Source organism: Allobosea eneae, assembly GCF_042657265.1.
GTDB classification, from domain to species: Bacteria; Pseudomonadota; Alphaproteobacteria; order Rhizobiales; family Beijerinckiaceae; genus Allobosea; species Allobosea eneae.
On sequence record NZ_JBHSLW010000019.1, the window covers coordinates 65,622 to 85,282 of the forward strand.

Genomic DNA, 19,661 nt, shown 5'->3' on the forward strand with positions numbered 1-19,661 from the left:
TCGCACTTCAGTGCGCGCCCGAGGGCCTTGCGTCGCGCAAGGTCGTCAACGCCACCGCGAGGCAGAAGACCATGCCGGCGATCGCGATCAGCGCGACGGCGTGGAAGCCGGTCATGAAGGCCTCGCGCGCCGCCTGCAACAGATGCGCCGACTGGTCCGGCGCCAGCCGCTCGGCCGTCGCCAGCGCTCCGCCGAGCGTCGAACGTGCCGGCGCCAGCACCGCGCCGTCCACGCCCGCGACCGACAGATCCGACATGCCCCGGCGATAGAGCGCCGTCCCGAGGCTGCCGAAAACGGCGATGCCGAGCGCGCCGCCGAGCTCGATGCTGGTCTCGGACATGGCCGAGGCTGCACCGGCCCGCTCCTGCGGCGCCGAACCGACCACGATCCCGGTCGTCAGCGCGACCACCGGCGTGAAGCCGATCGAGAACACGATCGAGGAGGCGACGATCTGGACGAGATTCGGCGCGAAGGCGAGCCAGGCGAAGCCGAGGCCCGAGAGCACCATGCCTCCGGCCATCAGCGTCGCCGGCTTGAAGCGCAGGGTCAGCGGCGTCACCGCGAACGAAGCGAGCGTGAAGGCGATTGCCGAGGGCAGTGACCAGAGGCCCGCCTCAAGCGGCGTCAGCCCGGCGACGAGCTGGAGGTACTGCGCCATGAAGATGAAGCTGCCGAACATCACCATGATACCGGCGAGGTTGATCGCCAGCGCGGCCCGGAACGCCGGAATCCCGAACAGCGTCAAATCGACCATCGGATCGGCGAGTTGCTTCTGCCGGCGGGCGAAGACGACGCCGAGCACGAGGCCGGCGACGATGAAGCCGAGCACATAGGCCGAAAGCCCGAACTCGGCCCAGTGCTTCACCCCGTAGATCACCGGCAGGATCGTCGCCAACGAGAGCAATGCGCTGACGAGGTCGAGCTTGCCGGCCTGCGGCGCCTTGTACTCCGGCAGCAGGATCGGGCCGATCACCAGCAGGATCAGCATCGGCGGCACCGCGATCAGGAAGACCGAACCCCACCAGAAATACTCGATCAGCGCGCCGCCGATCAGCGGCCCGATCACGGCGCCGGCCGAAAAGCTGGCGATCCACATCGAGATCGCGAAAGTGCGCTCGGTCTCGTCCTCGAACATCACCGCGATCAGCGAGAGCGTCGAGGGCGCCAGCGTCGCGCCGGCGATGCCGAGCAGCGCCCGCATCACGATCAGCATTTCGGTGCTGGTCGAGAAGGCGGCGACCGCCGAGGCCAGCCCGAAGGCCGCCGCTCCGATCAGCAGGAGCTTGCGCCGGCCGATGCGGTCGCCGAGCGTGCCCATGGTCATCAGGAAGCCGGCGACCATGAAGCCGTAGATGTCGATGATCCAGAGCAGCTCGCCTGCGGAAGGCTTGAGCTCACGCGTCAGCGTCGGAACCGCCAGGTTCAGCACCGTCAGGTCCATGGAATAGATCATGCAGGGGAAGGCGATCGCGATCAGGCCTAGCCATTCGCGGCGTGTGGCCTTGCGCGCCGGCACGGCGACAGTCGTCGAGGTCGTCACGGAACAATCTCTTTCAAATATTCACGTCAGCACACTGGCAGCGAACTATGGCAAGTCCTGTCAGCAGTTGCCCGCGCGCGCCGCATGCCCGCCATGCTTGCATCAGAGCCTGCTCACGATCCTCATTGCTAGACCGATCGCGGCCGCCGCAGCAGCAATGTGTCATGCCCTAGGAAGCTCACGGTTCGCTCGTTGAGGAATCCAAAGCGGAGGGCAAGACGAAGCGACGGTTCATTCTCCGGCGCGATCAGGCAAACCGAGCTGTCGTGGCCCCCCTCCCCATCGAGCCAGGCGAGTGCCGCGGCGAGCGCCTCGCTCGCAAACCCCTGACCGTGCGCCCAGCTCGCGAGTACCCAGCCCGCCTCCGGAACGCCGCGGATCGACGGCTCGATCGCCCGGTGGAAATCGGCGAAGCCAAGATCGCCAACGAAGCGCCCGCTGGCCTTCTCGGTCAGCGCCCAATAGCCGTAGCCCAGCAGCGGCCAGAGCCCGCGATAGCGCAAGAGGCGCATCCAGGCCTCCTGCGCGCTCGAGGGCTGGCCGATATGATGCACCACCGTCGCATCGGCCCACATCTCGCGCAGAGGCTCGAAATGCTCAAGGCCGTGCAGGTCGAGAATGAGGCGTTCGGTCTCCAGGCGAATCGCTCTAGCCCTCCGCGAACTGCAGCCGGTAGAGCCGCGCATAGGCGCCGTCGCGGGCGACCAATCCGTCATGGTCGCCGGTCTCGATCACCCTGCCCTCGTCGAGCACGACGATCTGGTCGGCCTCGCGCACGGTCGAGAGCCGGTGGGCGATGACGAGCGTGGTCCGCCCCTTCATCAGTTCCGCCAGCGCCTGCTGTACCAGCCGCTCGGACTGGGTGTCGAGAGCCGAGGTCGCCTCGTCGAGCAGAAGGATCGGCGCATCCTTGAGGACAGCGCGGGCTATGGCGAGGCGCTGGCGCTCGCCGCCGGAAAGCCGCGAGCCGCGCTCGCCGACCCTGGTGTCATAGCCGTCCGGCATCGCCATGATGAAGTCGTGCGCCGCCGCCGCCCTGGCCGCCGCGACGATGTCGTTCTCGCTCGCGCCGGGGCGGCCGAAGCCGATATTGGCGCGCACCGTGTCGTCGAACAGCACCACATCCTGGCTGACTACGCCGATCTGGCCGCGCAGGCTGCGCAAGGTCACGTCGCGGATATCCTGTCCATCGATCTCGACCTTGCCTTCGGTGGGATCGTAGAGCCGCGGCACCAGCGCCAGCATCGTCGATTTGCCCGAGCCGGAGCGACCGACCAGGGCCGTGGTCTTGCCGGCCTCGGCAACGAGATCGATGCCTTCGAGGCCGCGCTGGTCGTCACGATAGCGGAAGCGCAGGGCGCGAAAGGCGACCTCGCCGCCCTTCACCGCCAGCGGCCTGGCATCTGGGCGTTCGATGATGAGCGGCTTCTCGTCGATCAGCGCATAATAGCGCTTCAGCGAGGCGCCGGCCTCCTGGACGATGGCATTGAGGTTGCCGAGCGAGCGCATCGGCTGCGCCGCCAGCAGCAGCGCCGAGACATAGCCGGTGAAGTCGCCGACCGTGGAGCTGCCCGAGGTGATACGCACGCCGATCGCGGCGAGCACGCCGGCGACCGCGATACCGCCGGCGACCTCGAGCAGCGGATCGAGCCGGCCGCGAGCATTGGCCGCCTTCATCTTCAGGGATCGAATCGTCTCGAAGGCGGCGCGGGCACGGCCCTTCAGATAGGGCTCGAGCGAATCGGTCTTGGCGACGCGCGCGCCCTGCAGGCTCTCGGTGACCAGGCCCGCCATGATGCCGGTCTGCTCTTGCTGCGACGTCGCCATCCGCCGCAGCTTCTTGCCGATCCGGCCGATCGGCCGGGCGACGACCGGCGCGATCAGCAGCACGACGGCCGTCATCTTCCAGTCGATCCAGAGCATGGCGCCGACCAGCGCGATCGTCGTCATCACGTCGCGGACCGCGATGTTGACCAGCCGCGTCAGCGCCTCCTTGACGAAGGTGAAGTCGGTGGTGAAGCGCTGGGTGAGCGAGGCGGGATTTTCCCGTTGGAGCTGCGCGAGATCGGCGTCGATCAGATGATCGTAGAGCGCGCACTGCATGTCGGCCTCGATCCGGCTGACGACGCTGTTGGTCATTACCGTCTGCGACAGCAGCGAGAAACCCTTGATCGCGGTCACGATCACCACGACCACGGCGACGGCGTTGACGACGCCGATCTCGATGCCGAGTGATTTCGACACCAGGCGCTCGGCGCGGCGCACGAAGCCGGTGGCCTCGGCCGTCAGCGGATCGGCGAAGGCGTCGAACGCCGCCTTGATCAGAAGCGGATAGAAGCTCGTCGTGGCCGCGATGACCACGACGAGGGCAAGGATACCGATGAGCTGCGGCAGGTATTGCCGCCCACGCTCGCGCCAGATTCTGACGAAGAGCGCAAAGGTATCGTCGGTGACGTGGCCGATCTTCATGGGGCGCGGCCTAACATGGCCGCCATGCGAGCGCCACTGCCGGTCTTGCTCCGGACACGAAGCTGACGTCCGATAGCCTCGGAATGATTCATCAGATTCGAGAGCTCATGCCCCTTTCTCCGCCGGCCCGGCCCGGACAGTCCTTCGCCGAGATCGACACTCCCGCTCTGATCATCGATCTCGACGCCTTCGAGCGGAATCTCGTCACCATGGCGGCCTTCGCCGAGGCGAGCGGCATGCGCCTGCGTCCGCATGCCAAGACGCATAAGAGCCCGGAGATCGCGCTGCGCCAGATCGCCCATGGCGCGGTCGGGCAATGCTGCCAGAAGGTCGGCGAGGCGGAGGTTCTGGTCGCCGGCGGCGTCACCGACGTGCTCGTCACCAACGAGATCGCCGGCGCCAACAAGCTCGATCGGCTGGCGAAGCTCGCCCGCGACGCCAGGATCGGGCTGTGCGTCGACCATATCGACGGCGTACGCGAGGCGGCCGAGGCGGCAGCGCGCAACGACGTCGTCCTCGACGTTCTGGTCGAGCTCGACATCGGCGGACGGCGCTGCGGCGTCGCGCCCGGCGAAGCGGCGGTCAGGCTCGCCGAGGCGGTCGCGCGCAGCAACACCCTGCGTTTCCGTGGCGTGCAAGCCTATCACGGCTCGGCCCAGCACATGCGCTCCATCGACGAGCGCAGCGAGGCGATCGAGCGCGCCGGCCTGCTCGCCCGCAACGCGATCGAGCGCCTCGCCCAGGCTGGGCTCGCCTGCGAGACCGTCGGGGGCGCCGGCACCGGGGCCTTCGAGCTGGAGAGCCGGTCCGGCATCTGGAACGAGCTGCAATGCGGTTCCTACATCTTCATGGACGCCGACTATGCCAGGAACCGCACGGCCGACGGCTCGCCCTTCCACACCTTTCAGCACGCGCTGTTCGTGCTCGCCGGGGTGATGAGCAAGCCGGTGCCGGACCGCGCCGTTGTCGATGCCGGCCACAAGGCGGCCGCGGTCGATTCCGGCATGCCGGTGCCATGGCGGCGCGACGGCGTGATCTACACGAAGCCATCGGACGAGCACGGCATCCTCACCGGCGATCCCGTTGCCGTACCGCATCGCGGCGACCGTGTGCTGCTCGTGCCCGGCCATTGCGACCCGACCGTCAACCTGCACGACTGGTATGTCTGCGTCCGCGGCCTCAATGGTCCCGACGCCCATGTCGAGGCGGTCTGGCCGGTCGGCGCGCGCGGCGCGCTCAGCTAGCCGTGCTCGCCGAACTGGCGTTGCGGGCCCTGACGCCGGCCACGCCGTTGGCGCGCCGGTTCGGCCTGCTGCGGGAAGGGATCGCGCTCTGGTCGCGCGGGCTTCGCCAGCGCAAGTCCTGGGAGCCGCACCAGGCCCGCTGCCGCGCCATCATCGCCGACGTCGCCGCCACTCTGCCGCGGCGGCGCAAGGCGGTGGTGCTCGGCTCCGGCCCCGCCCGCGACATTCCGCTGGACCTTCTCTGCGAGAGTTTCGACGAGGTCTTGCTCGTCGACATCGTCCATCTGCCGCTGCTGCGCCTTAAGCTCTGGCGGCGACCGAAGGTCATCCTCGTCAGCCGCGATCTCACCGGCGCGATGGCCTGGCTGGCCGGCGAGGCGGAAAGCCGGCAGGACCCGCTCGCCGACCTCGCCAACGACGGCAGCGTCGATCTTGTGATCTCCGCCAACCTGCTTTCGCAGCTCGCTTGGCCGGTGGCCGAATGGCTGGAGGACAACCCAGCCCGAGCCGCCGCTTTGCCCGACGATCTCCCGGGCCGCTGCATCGCCTGGCATCTTGACGACCTCGCCCGCTTCGAGGGCCATGTCTGCCTGATCAGCGATGTCGAGATGGTTGAGCGCGACCGCGGCGGAGCGATCCATGACCGGCTCGACCTGATGTACGGGGTCGCCCTGCCGAAGGAGGATGAAAGCTGGCTCTGGCCCGTCGCGCCCTTCGGCGAGGCGCAGCGCAACCGGGAATATGTGCACAAGGTCTGCGTCTGGCGACGATATGAGGGCCGCTCGTCAGCCCTCTGACACCGTGTAGACCTTGTGGACCACACCATTCTCGATTCGGTGGGTCCGAAAGCCTCGCGCCTCGTAATAGGCAAGGCCCAGAGGATTGTCGTCGCGGATCGCGGCGTCGATCCGGCCGATGCCCGCTTCCGAAGCAGCCTGCCGCGTGACCGCGAACAGCGCCGTGCCGACGCCCTTCCGGCCAGCGCGCGGCGAGACATGCGTTCCGATGTTCCCCCAGCCATCCGGCGTCCCATAGGGATCGCCAGGCCGCGCCCGGCGCAGGGACTGGAAACCGACGACCGTTCCGGCCTCGTCGAGCGCGACCGTGCAGGCGACGCGATCGGGATGGGCGATATAGGTCGAAAGAACGAAATCGGGATCGCTGGGGCGCTCTCGCCCATATGCGGCGATGATGGCGCGCAGCACCGCGCTCATCGCTTCCGCGTCGCTGGGGACCGCAGGTCGTGTGCGCATTTTGCCAAGCTCTTCTCCAGCAGGGTTGGTCATCACGCGACAGCCAGCCGGCGCCTGACGATCTCGGCGTGAAAACGCGCGCCGTGGATCAACCCTGCGTCGTCGAAATCATAGCGCGGGTTGTGCAGTGGTGCGCTGTCACCATTGCCGACGAAGGAGAAGCAGCCCGGGACATGATCGAGGAAGCGGGCAAAATCCTCCGAGCCGGTGAAGGGCTCCGACACCACCACGACATTCTCCGCGCCGAGCACCGCCCGCGCCGCCTCCAGCGCCGCTTCGGTCTGGGCCGGCTGGTTGAGCAGCGGCACGAATTCCCGCGTATAGCTCACCGACTGCTCGACATTGTAGGCGCGGGCGATGCCTTCGCTGATGACGCGCATCTGCGCCTCGATATCGGCGCTGACCTCCGGGCGGAAGCTGCGGGCGTCGCCGAGAATGCGCGCCTGGCCCGGCAAGGCGTTGCGGGTGCCGTCGGTGATCAGCTCGGTCACAGAGACCACGGCGATCTCAGCCGGGCTAAGGCGCCGCGAGACGGTGGTCCGCAGGCTGGTGACCAAGGCGCAGGCAGCGACCAGCGTCTCGTTGCCGGCATGCGGGCGGGCGGCGTGACCGCCGACGCCGGTCAGGACGATCTCAAAATTGTCCTCCGCCGACATGATCGGCCCGCAACGCGTCTGGAACATGCCGACCGGCAGCCCCGGCGCATTGTGCAGCCCGTAGATCTCCTCGAACGGGAAGCGCTCCATCAGCCCGTCGGCGAGCATGGCGAGCGCGCCACGCCCCCATTCCTCGGCCGGCTGGAACACGAAGCGCACCGTGCCGTCGAAACCGCCCTCCTCCGTCAGCAGCTTGGCCGCGCCGAGCAGCATGGCGGTGTGCCCGTCATGGCCGCAGGCATGCATCACGCCGGGATTGCCCGAACGGTATGGCAGCTCGCTTTGCTCGGAGATGCGCAGCGCGTCCATGTCGGCCCGCAATGCGATCGCCCGGTTGCCGCTGCCGCGCGTCAGCGTGCCGACGACGCCGGTGCCCCCGATGCCCTCGGCGACATCGTCCAGCCCGAATTCGCGCAGCTTGCCAGCGACGAAGGCGCTGGTGCGCCTCTCTTCGAAGCCGAATTCCGGATGGGTATGCAGGTCGCGCCGCCAGCCCGTCATCTGTTGCGCGAGCTTGTCGAGATCGATCGTCACGGGAGGGTCCTTGCCTGCTCAGCCGCCTTGGCAGCCGGTCGAAAGGATAAACCTCCACCAGCGCAAGAGGCGCTGCAATCGACGGCCCAATTTGCAAGCTTGTTTCGTGGGAATGAATGACGCCGTCCGGCATGTCCTGTCGGAGGGCGACAAGCGCCGGTTCAACCGGTACGGTCCAGTCCGAGCAACGTTGCCGGATGCCGCATGCGGCGCCCTGGCGACGAGATCGACCGCCCGCAGGCCGTCTTCGCTGATGCCGGGCAAACCGGGGCATGACATGATCCGCAGGCTCGCTCTTGTCATCCTGGTCAGCCTGTGGCCTGCATTCACAGCCGCACAGCAGGTCCAGAAACCGGTCCTGCTCCATGCCGCCGGCAGCTTCCAGGACGCCCTGACCGAAGTCGCGCAAGCTTTCGAGACCTCGGCCGGCATCCCGGTCAAGACCAGCTTCCGCCCCTCCGGCCTGCTTCGCGAGGCTCTCGCCAGGGGCGAGCCGGCAGAGGTCTTCGCATCGGCGAACATGGAGTACCCGCTCATGCTGGCGAAGGACGGCAAGGCCGGTCCGGTCGCGCTCTTCGTCCGCAACGAGACTTGCGCCTTCGCGCGTCCGGGGCTGAACGTAACCAGCAACACGCTGCTCGCCCACATGCTCGATTCCAAGGTCAAGCTCGGCACCTCGACGCCGCGTGCCGATCCTTCCGGCGACTATGCCTGGCACATCTTCGCCAAGGCCGAGGTGCTCAAAGCCGGAGCAAAAGCGGCGCTGGAAGCCAAGGCGCTGCAGCTCGTCGGCGGCCCGAACAGCGCCCCGACCCCGCCCGGCCGCAACGCCGCCGGCCACCTGCTGGCGACCGGCGCCGCCGACCTGTTCCTCGGCTATTGCACCAATGCCGATCCGATCGCCCGCGAGCAGCCTGGCATCCGCATGGTCCGATTGCCGGCGAACCTGCTGGTCGGCGCCGATTACGGGCTGACGGTGCTGAACGGTGCCTCGCCGAACGCCTATCGGCTCGCCATGTTCATCCTCTCGCCCGACGGGCAGCGCATCCTGGCGAGGCACGGCTTCGTCGCCCCAGGCCTGCCGCGCGAGTGATGGCAGGACGGATCGAATGATGGATTGGCAAGCGACCCGGCCAGGCGAGACCGAAGCGCCTTTGCCCGACCGGGCCGACGCCCGCCTCGTCTTCATCGGCCGCATCCGCACGCCCTTCGCGACGCGTGACGATTGTCCGCGCCAGGGCCGGCAGGACGGGCCCCTCTGCCGTGTCGAGATCGACGCGTATTGGCATGCCGCGCTCAAGGGCATCGAAGACTTCGCCGAGCTCGATCTGCTCTATTGGATGCATGAGGCCAGGCGTGACCTGCTGACGCAGACGCCGCGTGGCGGCGGCACGCTCGGGACTTTCGCGCTGCGCTCTCCGGTGCGGCCGAACCCGATCGCGCTGTCCTGGGTGAAGCTGGAGAGCGTCCAGGGGGCGACCTTGCTCGTGCGCGGGCTCGATTGTCTCGACGGCACGCCGCTGCTCGACATCAAGCCGCATCGCTGCAGCCAGTCGCAGGTTCCCTCCTCTCCCTCTTGCGGGGAAGGATCGGGGATTGGTGGGCGAACAATCGGGTGAGCGATCGCCGAGCGGAACCCCTTCCGCTCAGAGGGCGGCGGCAAGCTCGCCTTACTGCCCGGCAAAACGATCTCTCGGAACCGGCGCCGATCCCGCCACAATCTCCTGATCCCGTTTACCTAAGGTCAGAACATGGCATATCATCTTTACGCCGCTGGCGGGCCCGCTTGCGGCAGCATGATCGGCCGGCCTCTGCGATGCCTAGGGGGTAGTGGATGAAGCGCATCATCAGAGCAGCGCTCCTGGTCGGCCTCGCCGCCATCTCCGGCATCTCGGACACAAGCGCCCAGCAACCCAGCCAGGCTTCGATTGAAGCGCTGCTGCCGGACTTCGAGAAACAGGTCGCCGAGGGCATGAAGGCCTTTTCGGTGCCGGGTGTCGCCGTCGGCATCGTCCATGACGACAAGCTGATCTACGCCAAGGGCTTCGGCGTCCGCGAGCTTGGCAAGCCGGACCAGGTGACGCCGGAGACGATCTTCCAGATCGGTTCGGCCACCAAGGCCTTTTTCACCACCACGCTGGCGCAGGCGGTCGATGCCGGCCGGCTCGGCTGGAATGACCCGGTCATCGACCATGTCCCGGAATTCCAGCTCGCCGATCCCTGGGTCACCCGCGACTTCCGCGTGCTCGACATCGCCGCCCAGCGCTCGGGCCTGACGCCTTACGTCAACGACGCGCTCACCATGCTGGGCTACGACAGACAGACGCTGATCCGTTCGCTGCGTATCGCGCCGCAGCTCGGGCTGTTCCGCTCCGATTTCCGCTATCTCAACATCCCGCATGTCGCCGGCGGCGAGATCGTCGCCAAGGTCAACGGTATCCCATCCTGGTTCGACTCGCTGAAGACCAGCCTGCTGACCCCGCTCGGCATGGGCGCGACGACCGCCACGGCCGAGGCGATCACTGCGGTGCCCAACCATGCGCAGGGCCATCGCTTCGCCGAGCCGCCCGTCGCCGTGCCCTTCCATCCCTCCTTCCCCTATGCGCTCGGGCCGGCCGGAGCGCTCAACTCGAACATCCCCGACATGGCGAGATGGCTACGCCTGCAACTCGGCCGCGGCCATTTCGAGGGCAAGGTCCTGGTCTGCGAGGACAATCTCGACGTCACCTGGACGCCGCGCGTCGCCATGAACGAGCGTACCAGCTACGCCATCGGCTGGGTGGTGAGCATGACGCCGCGCGGCCGGATCATCTGGCACAATGGCGGCACCGCCGGCTTCGGCGCCCATGCCGGCTTCCTGCCCGACGGCAAGACCGGCATCGTCATCCTGACCAATCTCGAGAATACCGGCATGCCGGACGCGCTGGCGATGTGGTTCTACGATCGGGTCCTCGGCAACCCCGCCGTCGACAACATCGCGCTCACGGCCGCTGCCGCGAAGAAGCGCCGGGAGGCGGCACAGGCCGAGGCAGCCGGTTTCGTACCCGGCGCGCTGTCGCCGCTCGCCGCCGGGTTTGCTGGCAGCTACGCCTCACCGGTCCTGGGCGACGCCACCGTGGCGCTCGCTGGCGGCAAGCTCGGCCTGACGCTGGAGAAGACCGAGGCGCAGCTCCTGCTGGAGCCGAACAGGGACGATCCCTACCTGTTCCAGGCGCGCCTCGCGCCGGTCGGCGCCTTCGTCGCACCGGCCGAGATGTCCGGCGGCGAGCCTTTCGTCCGTTTGCGCTTCGAGACCGACGCCGCCGGCAAGATCAGCCAGATGCGCTGGCTCAGCCCCGAGCTGCCGCATAGCTTCGCGCGCTCGGCCCAGTGACGAGGGAGAGAATCACCATGACGATCCGTATCGCCCTTCTCTCGTTCGCCGCCGCTCTTGCCATCAACTCCAGCGCCTCGGCCGCACCGGCCTTCGCGCCTTTTTCCGGGGTCGCCGCCGCGCTGCCAGTCGAGCCCGCCCGCTCGGCCCTGCGCAAATTCTTCAACACGCTCGGCGACGACGACGTCCATGACGATCACTACGACTGGAACGACTATCGCGACGCGACCTCGCGCAAGGACCGCATCCGCGACTGGCAGCGCATGCAGCTCGACGCGCAGAAGGACTATTGGCGCCAGCAGAAGGACATGCAGAAGCAGGCGATCAAGGCCCAGCGCGGCTGGTAGAGCGCCGGCGCGGCAGCCGCGTCAGGCTTTGGCAGGAAACTGCCGGAGCCCCCTTACCTTTCCCCATCGCGCTGTTGCATAGTCGCCCGGACGTGGCGTCATGACGCCGCAGGATGGGGAACGGACATGAAGACGATCACTTTCGCCGCGGCGCTCCTCGCCGCCGGCACCCTCGCCGCTTCCGCGCAGCAGCTCGCGCCCAGCCCGACGCTCGACGCCATCAAGGCGCGCGGCCATCTCGAATGCGGCGTGCATCTCGGCCTGCCCGGCTTCTCCTTCGCCAACGACAAGGGCGAATGGACCGGGCTCGATGTCGACTACTGCAAGGCGCTGGCCGCGGCCGTGCTCGGCGACGCCACCAAGGTCAAGTTCACGCCGACCTCGGTGCAGCAGCGCTGGCCGATCCTGCAATCGGGCCAGGTCGACCTGCTCTCGCGCAATTCCACCATCACCTTCTCGCGCAACGCCACGCTCGGCCTCAACTTCCAGGGCATCAACTTCTACGAGGGCCAGACCTTCATCGTCCGCAAGAAGGCCAATGTGAAATCGGCCGAGGAGCTCGACGGCGCCTCGATCTGCGTCGCCGCCGGCTCGACCGAGGAGAAGAACGCCGCCGACTGGTTCCGCGAGCGCAACCTCAAGGTCACCATCACAAACTTCCAGAAGAACGACGACGCCATCACCGCCTATGACAGCGGCCGCTGCGACGCCTACACCGCCGGCGTCGGCGCCCTCGCCGGCCAGCGCGTCAAGCTCAAGGTCCCGGACGACCACGTCATCCTGACCAAGCCGATCTCGAACGATCCGCAGGGTCCTGTGACCCGCTGGGGCGACGAGCGCTGGCAATTGATCGTGCGCTGGGTGCTGAACGGCACCATCGCCGCCGAGATGCTCGGCGTCACCTCCAAGAATGTCGACGAGATGAAGGCGAACTCGAAGAACACCGAGGTCCGCCGCCTGCTCGGCGCCGAGGGCGGCTTCGGCGCGATGATGGGCCTGCCCGACGACTGGATGTACAAGGCGATCAAGCAGGTCGGCAACTATGGCGAGAGCTATGAGCGCACCGTCGGCATGGGCTCGCCGCTGAAGCTCGAGCGCGGCCAGAACCAGCTCTGGACCAAGGGCGGCCTGCTCTTCACCCCGCCGTTCCAGTGAGACGCTCCCGTCATGGTCGGGCTTGACCCGACCATCTCGGAAACCAGCCTTCGTGTCACGAGATTCTCGGGTCGCAGCCTGGCTGGGCCCGAGAATGACGCCCCAAGCCGGACGGCCGCCCCTTGAGCAAAGCCCTCGCCTTCATCAACGACAAACGTGTCCGCGACGTATTCTACCAGGGCGCGCTGCTGATCGGGCTCGTGGCGCTGCTGGTCTATTTCATCCGCAACGCCTCGCAGAACATGGTCCAGGCCGGCATCGCCTCGGGCTTCGACTTCCTCTGGCGCACCTCGGGCATCGAGGTGCCCTTCGTCCTGACCAACTACACCCAGTCCGACAACATCCTGGCGCTGTTCTGGGCCGGCGTCGCGAACACGCTTCTGGTCACCGCGATTGCGCTGGTGCTGTCGACGCTGCTCGGCTTCCTGATCGGCATCGCCCGGCTCTCCTCGATCTGGCTGGTGCAGGCGATCGCCGGCGCCTATGTCGAGTTCGTCCGCAACATCCCGCTGCTCTTCTTCGTGCTGTTCTGGTATTTCGGCGTCATCGCCGCTTTGCCGGCGCCACGCGAGAGCCTCTCGGTCTTCGGCGTCGCCTTTCTCAATAATCGCGGCCTGACCATTCCGCTGCCCGATGCCGGCGCGAACTTCAAATACGCCTTCATCGCGATCGCGATCTCCTGCCTGCTGCACTGGCTCTTCCTGCGTTGGGCGAGGCGGCGCAAGGAGCAGACCGGGCAGGACGCGCCGATCCTGCGCGTCGGTCTCGTCCTGCTGCTGCTTGTTCCCGCCCTCGCGCTGGCCTGGGCGACGCTGGCGACGCGCTGGGACATTCCCGTCCTGCGCGGCTTCAACTATCGCGGCGGTTTCGTCGTCATCCCCGAATTCGTCGCGCTGCTCGCGGCGCTGGTCACCTACACCGCTGGCTTCATCGCCGAGATCGTGCGCGGCGGCATCCAGTCGGTGCCGCATGGCCAGATCGAGGCGTCGAGCGCGCTGGGCCTGCGCCCCGGCCCGACGCTGCGGCTCGTCACCATCCCGCAGGCGCTGCGGGTGATGACGCCGCCGATGACCAACCAATACCTCAACGTTCTCAAGAACTCGTCCTTCGGCGCCGCCATCGCCTATCCCGACGTGGTCAGCCTGTTCATGGGCTCGGCGCTCAACAACACCGGCCAGGCGATCGAGATCATCGCCATGACGCTCGCGGTCTATCTCGTCATCGGCCTCGCCGTCTCCGCCTTCATGAACTGGTACAATGCCCGCATCGCGCTGGTAACCCGATGAGCGCCGCCGCCTCCCTACCAACCAGCTGGCGAGAGCGCCTGTTCGGCTCGCCGACCATCACCGTGGTGACGCTGCTGCTCGCCGCGTTGATCGCCTGGATCGCCGTGCCGATCATCCGCTGGGCCCTGGTCGACGCGACCTGGAGCGGCCAGACCCGCGCCGACTGCGCCGGCACCGGCGCCTGCTGGGTCTTCATCAAGGCCCGCTTCGGCCAGTTCATGTACGGCTTCTATCCCATCGAGGAGCGCTGGCGGCCGAACCTTGCCGGCATCCTCTTCGCCCTCTCCGGCGCCGCGATCGTCTTCGCGCCGAAGCGGCTGAAGCTGGGCCTCGGCCTCGCTGCGCTCGTCATCCTGCCACCGCTCGGAATCTGGCTGCTCGCCGGCGGCTTCGGCCTCAGGCCGATCGAGACGCGCGAATGGGGCGGGCTGATGCTGACCGTCTTCATCTCGATCTATGCCAGCCTGATCGCGATCCCGCTCGGCATCCTGCTCGCGCTCGGCCGCCAGTCCGAGCTCAAGGTGGTCAAGCTGATCTCGGTGCTGTTCATCGAGTTCTGGCGCGGCGTTCCGATCATCGCGGTGATCTTCCTGGCCTCGCTGCTGCTGCCGCTGATCATGCCGGCCGGCATCGGCGTCGACCGGCTGGCCCGCGCCGTCATCGGCCTCGGCTTCTGCATCGCCGCCTATATGGCCGAAGCCGTGCGCGGCGGCCTGCAGGCGCTGCCGAGGGGCCAGCGCGAGGCGGCGACCGCGCTTGGCCTGTCCTACTGGAAGGCGACCTGGTTCATCATCCTGCCGCAGGCGCTGCGCATCTCGCTGCCGGCGATCACCAACGAGTTCATCGCGCTGGTCAAGAACACCACGCTGGTGCTGGTGGTCTCGATCCTCGACCTGCTCGGCATCGCCCAGGCCTCGCTCGCCGATCCCGCCTGGGTCGGCATGAACATGGAGGCCTATGTCTTCTCCGGTGGAATCTACTGGCTGATCTGCTTTGCGCTCTCGCGCTGGAGCAAGAGCCTGGAGACGAGGCGAGGGCGGTAGCATTCCGCACGCGTCATGCTCGGGCTTGACCCGAGCCTCCCAGACCGGAGTGGGCTCCGGCCAGCGCGTTCTCATCACGAGATTCTCGGGTCTGCGCTTCGCTTCGCCCGAGAATGACGGTTTCATTCCGGGGCTATGAGCCTGTACAACCCAGCCCATGCAAGAGACCGCCGGCCTCGCCCGCCTCTTCCTCCGGCTCTGGCGCCAGGCCTGGCCCGTGTTGCTGCTGCTCGCGACGCTCGGCTCGATCGCCAATGAGCTGTTGCTGCCGCTGGCAGTGAGGCTCGGCTATCTCAACAGCCTCGCGGGCTTCGCCATGCTCGCGCTGCTGGTCCTCGCCAAGCTCGTCGTCACCGTGCTGATGTTCGTCGCCCTGCGGCCCTATCTGCCGGCGGTCTCGGCCCTGCAGATCGCCGGCGCGAGCCAGCAGCCCGACACACCGCAGCCGGCCGGCGTGCGCGCCGTGATCGGCCTCGTCGCGCTCGCTCTCGTCCCCTTCTTCGCCTACTACGCCGCCTGGGGCTTTCTCGGCGACACCGTCCGCGACTATTCGGTCAGAGCGCTGTCGGAAGCCGGCTTCGGCGAGAAGGTCGATGTCCTCGCCGTGCCGCTTTCACTCTGGCTCGCGCTCGCCATCGGCCTTGCATGGCTGGTGCGCAAGCTCGCCAAGGCCGCCCAGAGCCGTCGGCCCTCGCCCTTCTGGCAGTTCCTGGTGATCGCCTGCGACGCCAACTGGATATTCGTCGGCCTTTACGCCCTGTCGCGCTGGAAGAACACTGGCTGGACTTGGCTCAAGACCGTCGCCCTACCCTATCTCCGGCTCATCCAGGACTGGACACTGTCGCTGATCGCCAAGGCCCAGGCGGCGACGCCGGAGGCGATCGACCTCGCTGCGCCGCCTTTCAGCACCAGCCTGCAGAGCCTCTTCCTCTATGCATTGCTACCGCTGGTCTGGCTGCTGATGGCCGCGACGATCTATGGCTATGACGCCAAGGACCCGTCCGCGCTCGCCCGCGACCGGCGCGCTGCCGCTGCCCTGGCGCGCTGGCAGTCGGCGCCGAAGGCCATCCGCGACTTCGCCGAGCATTTCATCGGCGGCTATCGCTCGCGATATCTGCCGGTCGTCAACAGCGTCCGTCTCGCCTTCGGCGCCAGCCTTTCGGTGCTGATCGCGCTCGTCGTCGGCTATCGCTTCATCGGCTTCGCCGCAGCCTGGCTCTGGATCGGCCTCACTCGCCTGATCGGCCCGCTCGATCTCGACAGCTGGCAGGTGATCGCCAACGCCATCGCCTTCCTGCTCGGCGGCCCCAGCGAAATCCGCGGCGGCATCCTGGTCGAGAGTCTGCGCATCTGCCTGCTGGCGGCAGTCATGGAAACCGCCGTCGCCGCGCAGAGCCGTAGCGGCGCTAGCCCGGAATCTCAAAGCGCAGATAGTGCGGCCGCCCGGCCGGCAGGCTGAGCACCGGCCTGACTTCCCGGTCCATCCCGGCCGGCAGCACGAAGCCCTCGCTGACTCTGAGCGTCGCGCCGGCGGTCGGCTTGCTCGCCAGCGCCTGCATGCAGGTCGGAATGGTCTGACCACGCCGCTCCGGCAGGCGATTGACCTCGCTCGGCGTCAGGAATTGCGGCGACCAGCGCCGTCCGTCCGGCGCTTCCAGCACCAGCCGGCAGGGCAGCACGGCGAAGGCCGCGGGATCGCGCACCACCGCTTCCATGTCGAGCAGCATGACGGCTCGGCCATCCGCTCGCTCGGCGACACGGCGCAGACCCATCAGCTTCCAGTCGGCGCCGCCAAGGCTCGCTGCGGTGCTGGCCGGGACCTCCCGCGCGAAGAGCTCTCGCGAGCGCCACCACTCCCACGCATTCTCATGGGATTGCAGGACAATGCCGAGCGCCAGCGCCATCGGCAGCGCCGAAAGACTGAGACGCCGCATCCGCGCCGCGCCCGGGGAGACGACGACCTCACTCAAAGGCGAGCTCGCTCAGGTCGATCAGCGGCGCAGGCGCGTCCAGCGTCGCGGGCAAGGCAATCTCCGCCCGCGTATCCAGCCGCGGCCAGCGCGAGGCGGCCACCAGCAGCGTCGCGCCCGCGACCGATTCGCGCGGGATCTCGAAGATGAAAAGGCCCCGCTGCGGCAGGCCGGGCTCGAGCCGGTCGGTTCCGAGCAGGCGCGGCGCGCCCTGCAAGCGCGGGCTCGCGACGAAGCGCGCGCCCTGCGCACTGCGCCAGATCGCGCTGCCGACATTGACTGAGGCGGGCTGGGCTTCGAGAGCGGCGATCACCAGCGCGAACACGCCGCCCGTATCGCGCTCGACCTCGCGGCCATAGGCCTTGAAGCGCAGTCTCTCGGCGAGCAGCACCGTGTCGGCCCGCACCGAGAAGGTCCGGCCGGTCAGCGTCTCGCCGAGACCGCCCTTGAGCGGTATCGGCCCGGTGATCTCGGCATAGCCCGGCGTATAGCGCTGCATGCCGACCAGTAGCAGCGCCGCGAGCACCAGTGCGCCGAGCTTGGCGAAAGCACCGCTCATGGCCTTATCTCGGCGCGAGCGACCGGCAGGGTCGCAGCCGCGATCGGCTTGCGGTTGAACCAGCCCGGTGCGGCGAGCAGATTGTCGCGCGGCTTGAAGGTCTCGCCATTGACGACAAGGCGCAATCGCTCCGGCGGCTTCGCGCCCGGCGCCAGCCGCCAGATCACCTGGACGCGCTCGGGCAAGCCGGGCTGCAAGGCGCTCAGCATGGCCTTGTCGCGCAACAGCCAGAAGGTCGGATTGGGCTGCAGCCCCTCGACCGGTGGATCGACGCTGAGGATGCGCGCGAAGGTATTGTCGGTTTCAGAGCTGCGATTGCCGACGTCGAGATCGAGCGCCAGGAACTGCGCGCCGTCGGGCGCAGGCGGTCCGTCCGGCCGCGACTGCGTCGTCAGCCTGGCCTCATGCAGCGCGATGCGCCAGCGGCCGGCATCGAGCGGCGCGCCGGCGGCGAGCGCCGGCAGCACCGGCGGCTCCAGCGCTTCGAGCAGGCTTTGGCCGGAGGTTATGGCGAGCGCCAGCAATCCGCCTATGCCGATGGTGAGCTTCGAGCTGACGGCCTGGCGCAAGCCCGCCAGCCAGGAGACAATCATGCGCGCACTGAAATCCTTCGCGCCCCCGGCGCGGCAAGATAGTCGGCGCAGCCGCGAGTGCAACCCGCAGTATCAGCCCTTCATGTAGTCGTGGATCTTGCGGCCAAAGGGCAGCGTCAGGTCGGCGATGAAGTGATGCGCGCCCAGCACCTTGCGCACCGGCAGATCGGCGACCGGCGCGTTGACATGCGGGATCAGGTGGAGCCGGCCCGGGCCGATCCAGGACCCCTTCACCGTGATGTCGGTGAGGTTGAGCGCGACGAGCTGGCAGATCTCCGGCTCGCCGTCGACGCCGGGAATGATCTTCAGGTTGACCTGGGTCTTGGTCAGCATCGCCGTGGTCTTCACGCCGTTGCCGGCGAGGCTTTCGTGCTTGTAGCCCATCGTGCCCATCGCGACCTGCTGGCCGGCATATTCGAGTGTGCCGGTCAGCGTGTCCTTGACCACTTCGAGCTTGGGATGGGCGTACTTCTTCGGGAAGCCCCAGATCTCGCGGCCAGCCGAGATCGGCGGCTCGATGTCGAGATACATCTGCGAGACGAAGCTGACCTCCTCGTCGCCGAAGGTGCAGGGGATGACGATGCCGGTCTCGGTATAGGTGCCGAAGCCGGAGGAATCCGGCATCTTGATCCATTCGTAATGCACGACCGGCTGCGCGATCGGCATCAGCGGCTCGGGCAGGTGGTGGCGGATCAGCTCGGGATCGGTCTCGTAGCTGATCACCATGTATTCGCGGTCGATGAAGCGGTAGGGCCCGGCCGGATAGCTCGGCCCGGCGAGCGGCATCGAGGGCAGGTCGAGGATGTCTTTGCGGTTCATGGCGATGTCCTCACTGCGCGGTCCAGCCGCCATCGACCGGCAGGATGACGCCGGTGATCGACTTTGCCGCATCGGAAGCCAGGAAGACAGCGAGCGCCGCCACCTCCTCGCTGGTGACGAACTGCTTGGTCGGCTGCGCGTGCAGCAATACGTCGTTGATGACCTGCTCCTTGGTCAGGCCCCGCGCCGCCATGGTCTCGGGGATCTGCTTCTCGACCAGTGGCGTCCAGACATAGCCCGGGCAGATCGCATTGGCGGTGACGCCGAAGGTCGCCGCTTCCAGAGCGACCGTCTTGGTCAGGCCGGCGATGCCATGCTTGGCGGCGACATAGGCCGATTTGAACGGCGAGGCGACCAGCGCATGGGCGGAAGCCGTATTGATGATCCGGCCCCATTTGCGTTGCTTCATGCCCGGCAAGGCGGCGCGAATGGCGTGGAAGGCGGCCGAGAGGTTGATCGCAATGATCGCGTCCCATTTTTCGACCGGGAAGTCCTCGACCGGTGAGACGAACTGGATGCCGGCATTGTTGACCAGGATGTCGACGCCGCCGAACTCGGCTTCGGCCTCGGCGATCATAGTAGCGATCGCGCCGCCATGGGCCATGTCGGCCGGCGAGTAGCGTGCCTGCACCCCGAAATCGGCCTCGATCCCGGCGCGCTCCTGCTCGATCGCCTCCGGCGCGCCGAAGCCGTTGATGACGATGTTGGCGCCCTCGGCCGCATAGGCGCGGGCGATGGAAAGGCCGATGCCGGAAGTCGAGCCGGTGACGACGGCGGTCTTGCCCTTGAGCATGCTCTGATCTCCCAGCCGCGAGAACGC

The 19,661-nt window shown here is 67.6% G+C and carries 20 protein-coding genes; 10 read left to right on the plus strand and 10 right to left on the minus strand.

The window, feature by feature from the left end:
• Positions 1–7: 7 nt before the first annotated feature.
• From ACFPOB_RS14270 to ACFPOB_RS14280, 3 genes are all read right to left on the minus strand, one after another.
• The gene (locus ACFPOB_RS14270; protein ID WP_377799126.1) at positions 8–1,540 is read right to left on the minus strand and encodes an MFS transporter; all 1,533 of its coding nucleotides are present in this window, start codon (positions 1,538–1,540) and stop codon (positions 8–10) included.
• A gap of 128 nt (positions 1,541–1,668) precedes the next feature.
• Positions 1,669–2,226: a GNAT family N-acetyltransferase gene (locus ACFPOB_RS14275; RefSeq protein ID WP_377799127.1), complete on the minus strand. Its 558-nt coding sequence runs from the start codon at positions 2,224–2,226 to the stop codon at positions 1,669–1,671.
• Positions 2,189–4,009 carry an ABC transporter ATP-binding protein gene (locus ACFPOB_RS14280; protein WP_377799128.1) on the minus strand — a complete coding sequence of 607 codons (1,821 nt, stop codon included), beginning with the start codon at positions 4,007–4,009 and terminating at the stop codon, positions 2,189–2,191. The genes ACFPOB_RS14275 and ACFPOB_RS14280 overlap by 38 nt, the downstream gene beginning before the upstream one ends.
• A 107-nt stretch (positions 4,010–4,116) precedes the next feature.
• Between ACFPOB_RS14280 and ACFPOB_RS14285 the strand changes: the two genes are divergently transcribed.
• Together ACFPOB_RS14285 and ACFPOB_RS14290 are read left to right on the plus strand one after the other, a co-directional pair.
• Positions 4,117–5,253, plus strand: coding sequence for a DSD1 family PLP-dependent enzyme (locus ACFPOB_RS14285; RefSeq protein ID WP_377799129.1), 1,137 nt, complete (start codon positions 4,117–4,119; stop codon positions 5,251–5,253).
• A gap of 2 nt (positions 5,254–5,255) precedes the next feature.
• A complete protein-coding gene (locus ACFPOB_RS14290; RefSeq protein WP_377799130.1) occupies positions 5,256–6,050 on the plus strand; it encodes a hypothetical protein in 795 nt (264 codons plus the stop codon).
• Here ACFPOB_RS14290 and ACFPOB_RS14295 read toward each other — a convergent pair.
• A complete protein-coding gene (locus ACFPOB_RS14295) occupies positions 6,039–6,506 on the minus strand; it encodes a GNAT family N-acetyltransferase (protein WP_377799131.1) in 468 nt (155 codons plus the stop codon). The two genes, ACFPOB_RS14290 and ACFPOB_RS14295, sit on opposite strands and share 12 nt — an antisense overlap.
• A 32-nt stretch (positions 6,507–6,538) precedes the next feature.
• The gene (locus ACFPOB_RS14300; protein ID WP_377799132.1) at positions 6,539–7,696 is read right to left on the minus strand and encodes a M20 aminoacylase family protein; all 1,158 of its coding nucleotides are present in this window, start codon (positions 7,694–7,696) and stop codon (positions 6,539–6,541) included.
• 277 nt (positions 7,697–7,973) lie between these two features.
• Between ACFPOB_RS14300 and ACFPOB_RS14305 the strand changes: the two genes are divergently transcribed.
• From ACFPOB_RS14305 to ACFPOB_RS14340, 8 genes are all read left to right on the plus strand, one after another.
• Positions 7,974–8,789 (plus strand): molybdate ABC transporter substrate-binding protein, encoded by an 816-nt coding sequence (locus tag ACFPOB_RS14305; protein WP_377799133.1) that lies wholly within the window; start codon positions 7,974–7,976, stop codon positions 8,787–8,789.
• 19 nt (positions 8,790–8,808) lie between these two features.
• A complete protein-coding gene (tsaA, locus tag ACFPOB_RS14310) occupies positions 8,809–9,315 on the plus strand; it encodes a tRNA (N6-threonylcarbamoyladenosine(37)-N6)-methyltransferase TrmO (protein WP_377799134.1) in 507 nt (168 codons plus the stop codon).
• Positions 9,316–9,530: 215 nt separating this feature from the next.
• Entirely contained in the window at positions 9,531–11,069 is a 1,539-nt protein-coding gene (locus ACFPOB_RS14315) for a serine hydrolase (RefSeq protein WP_377799135.1), read from the plus strand.
• Between the two features lie 17 nt (positions 11,070–11,086).
• Positions 11,087–11,416 carry a hypothetical protein gene (locus ACFPOB_RS14320; protein ID WP_377799136.1) on the plus strand — a complete coding sequence of 110 codons (330 nt, stop codon included), beginning with the start codon at positions 11,087–11,089 and terminating at the stop codon, positions 11,414–11,416.
• A gap of 126 nt (positions 11,417–11,542) precedes the next feature.
• On the plus strand, positions 11,543–12,571 hold the full coding sequence (locus ACFPOB_RS14325) for an amino acid ABC transporter substrate-binding protein (RefSeq protein WP_377799137.1): 1,029 nt from the start codon (positions 11,543–11,545) through the stop codon (positions 12,569–12,571).
• A 122-nt stretch (positions 12,572–12,693) separates the two neighbouring features.
• The gene (locus tag ACFPOB_RS14330) at positions 12,694–13,857 is read left to right on the plus strand and encodes an amino acid ABC transporter permease (protein WP_377799138.1); all 1,164 of its coding nucleotides are present in this window, start codon (positions 12,694–12,696) and stop codon (positions 13,855–13,857) included.
• Positions 13,854–14,900, plus strand: coding sequence for an amino acid ABC transporter permease (locus tag ACFPOB_RS14335; protein WP_377799139.1), 1,047 nt, complete (start codon positions 13,854–13,856; stop codon positions 14,898–14,900). The genes ACFPOB_RS14330 and ACFPOB_RS14335 overlap by 4 nt, the downstream gene beginning before the upstream one ends.
• Before the next feature lie 157 nt (positions 14,901–15,057).
• A complete protein-coding gene (locus tag ACFPOB_RS14340; protein ID WP_377799140.1) occupies positions 15,058–16,359 on the plus strand; it encodes a hypothetical protein in 1,302 nt (433 codons plus the stop codon).
• Here ACFPOB_RS14340 and ACFPOB_RS14345 read toward each other — a convergent pair.
• From ACFPOB_RS14345 to ACFPOB_RS14365, 5 genes are all read right to left on the minus strand, one after another.
• The gene (locus tag ACFPOB_RS14345; RefSeq protein WP_377799141.1) at positions 16,307–16,870 is read right to left on the minus strand and encodes a hypothetical protein; all 564 of its coding nucleotides are present in this window, start codon (positions 16,868–16,870) and stop codon (positions 16,307–16,309) included. The genes ACFPOB_RS14340 and ACFPOB_RS14345 overlap by 53 nt on opposite strands.
• A complete protein-coding gene (locus ACFPOB_RS14350) occupies positions 16,863–17,429 on the minus strand; it encodes a hypothetical protein (protein ID WP_377799142.1) in 567 nt (188 codons plus the stop codon). Before ACFPOB_RS14350 ends, ACFPOB_RS14345 begins: the two co-directional genes overlap by 8 nt.
• Entirely contained in the window at positions 17,426–18,022 is a 597-nt protein-coding gene (locus tag ACFPOB_RS14355) for a hypothetical protein (RefSeq protein ID WP_377799143.1), read from the minus strand. Before ACFPOB_RS14355 ends, ACFPOB_RS14350 begins: the two co-directional genes overlap by 4 nt.
• Before the next feature lie 72 nt (positions 18,023–18,094).
• A complete protein-coding gene (locus ACFPOB_RS14360) occupies positions 18,095–18,841 on the minus strand; it encodes an acetoacetate decarboxylase (RefSeq protein ID WP_377799144.1) in 747 nt (248 codons plus the stop codon).
• Between the two features lie 10 nt (positions 18,842–18,851).
• Positions 18,852–19,634 (minus strand): 3-hydroxybutyrate dehydrogenase, encoded by a 783-nt coding sequence (locus tag ACFPOB_RS14365; RefSeq protein WP_377799145.1) that lies wholly within the window; start codon positions 19,632–19,634, stop codon positions 18,852–18,854.
• Between the last annotated feature and the right edge of the window lie 27 nt (positions 19,635–19,661).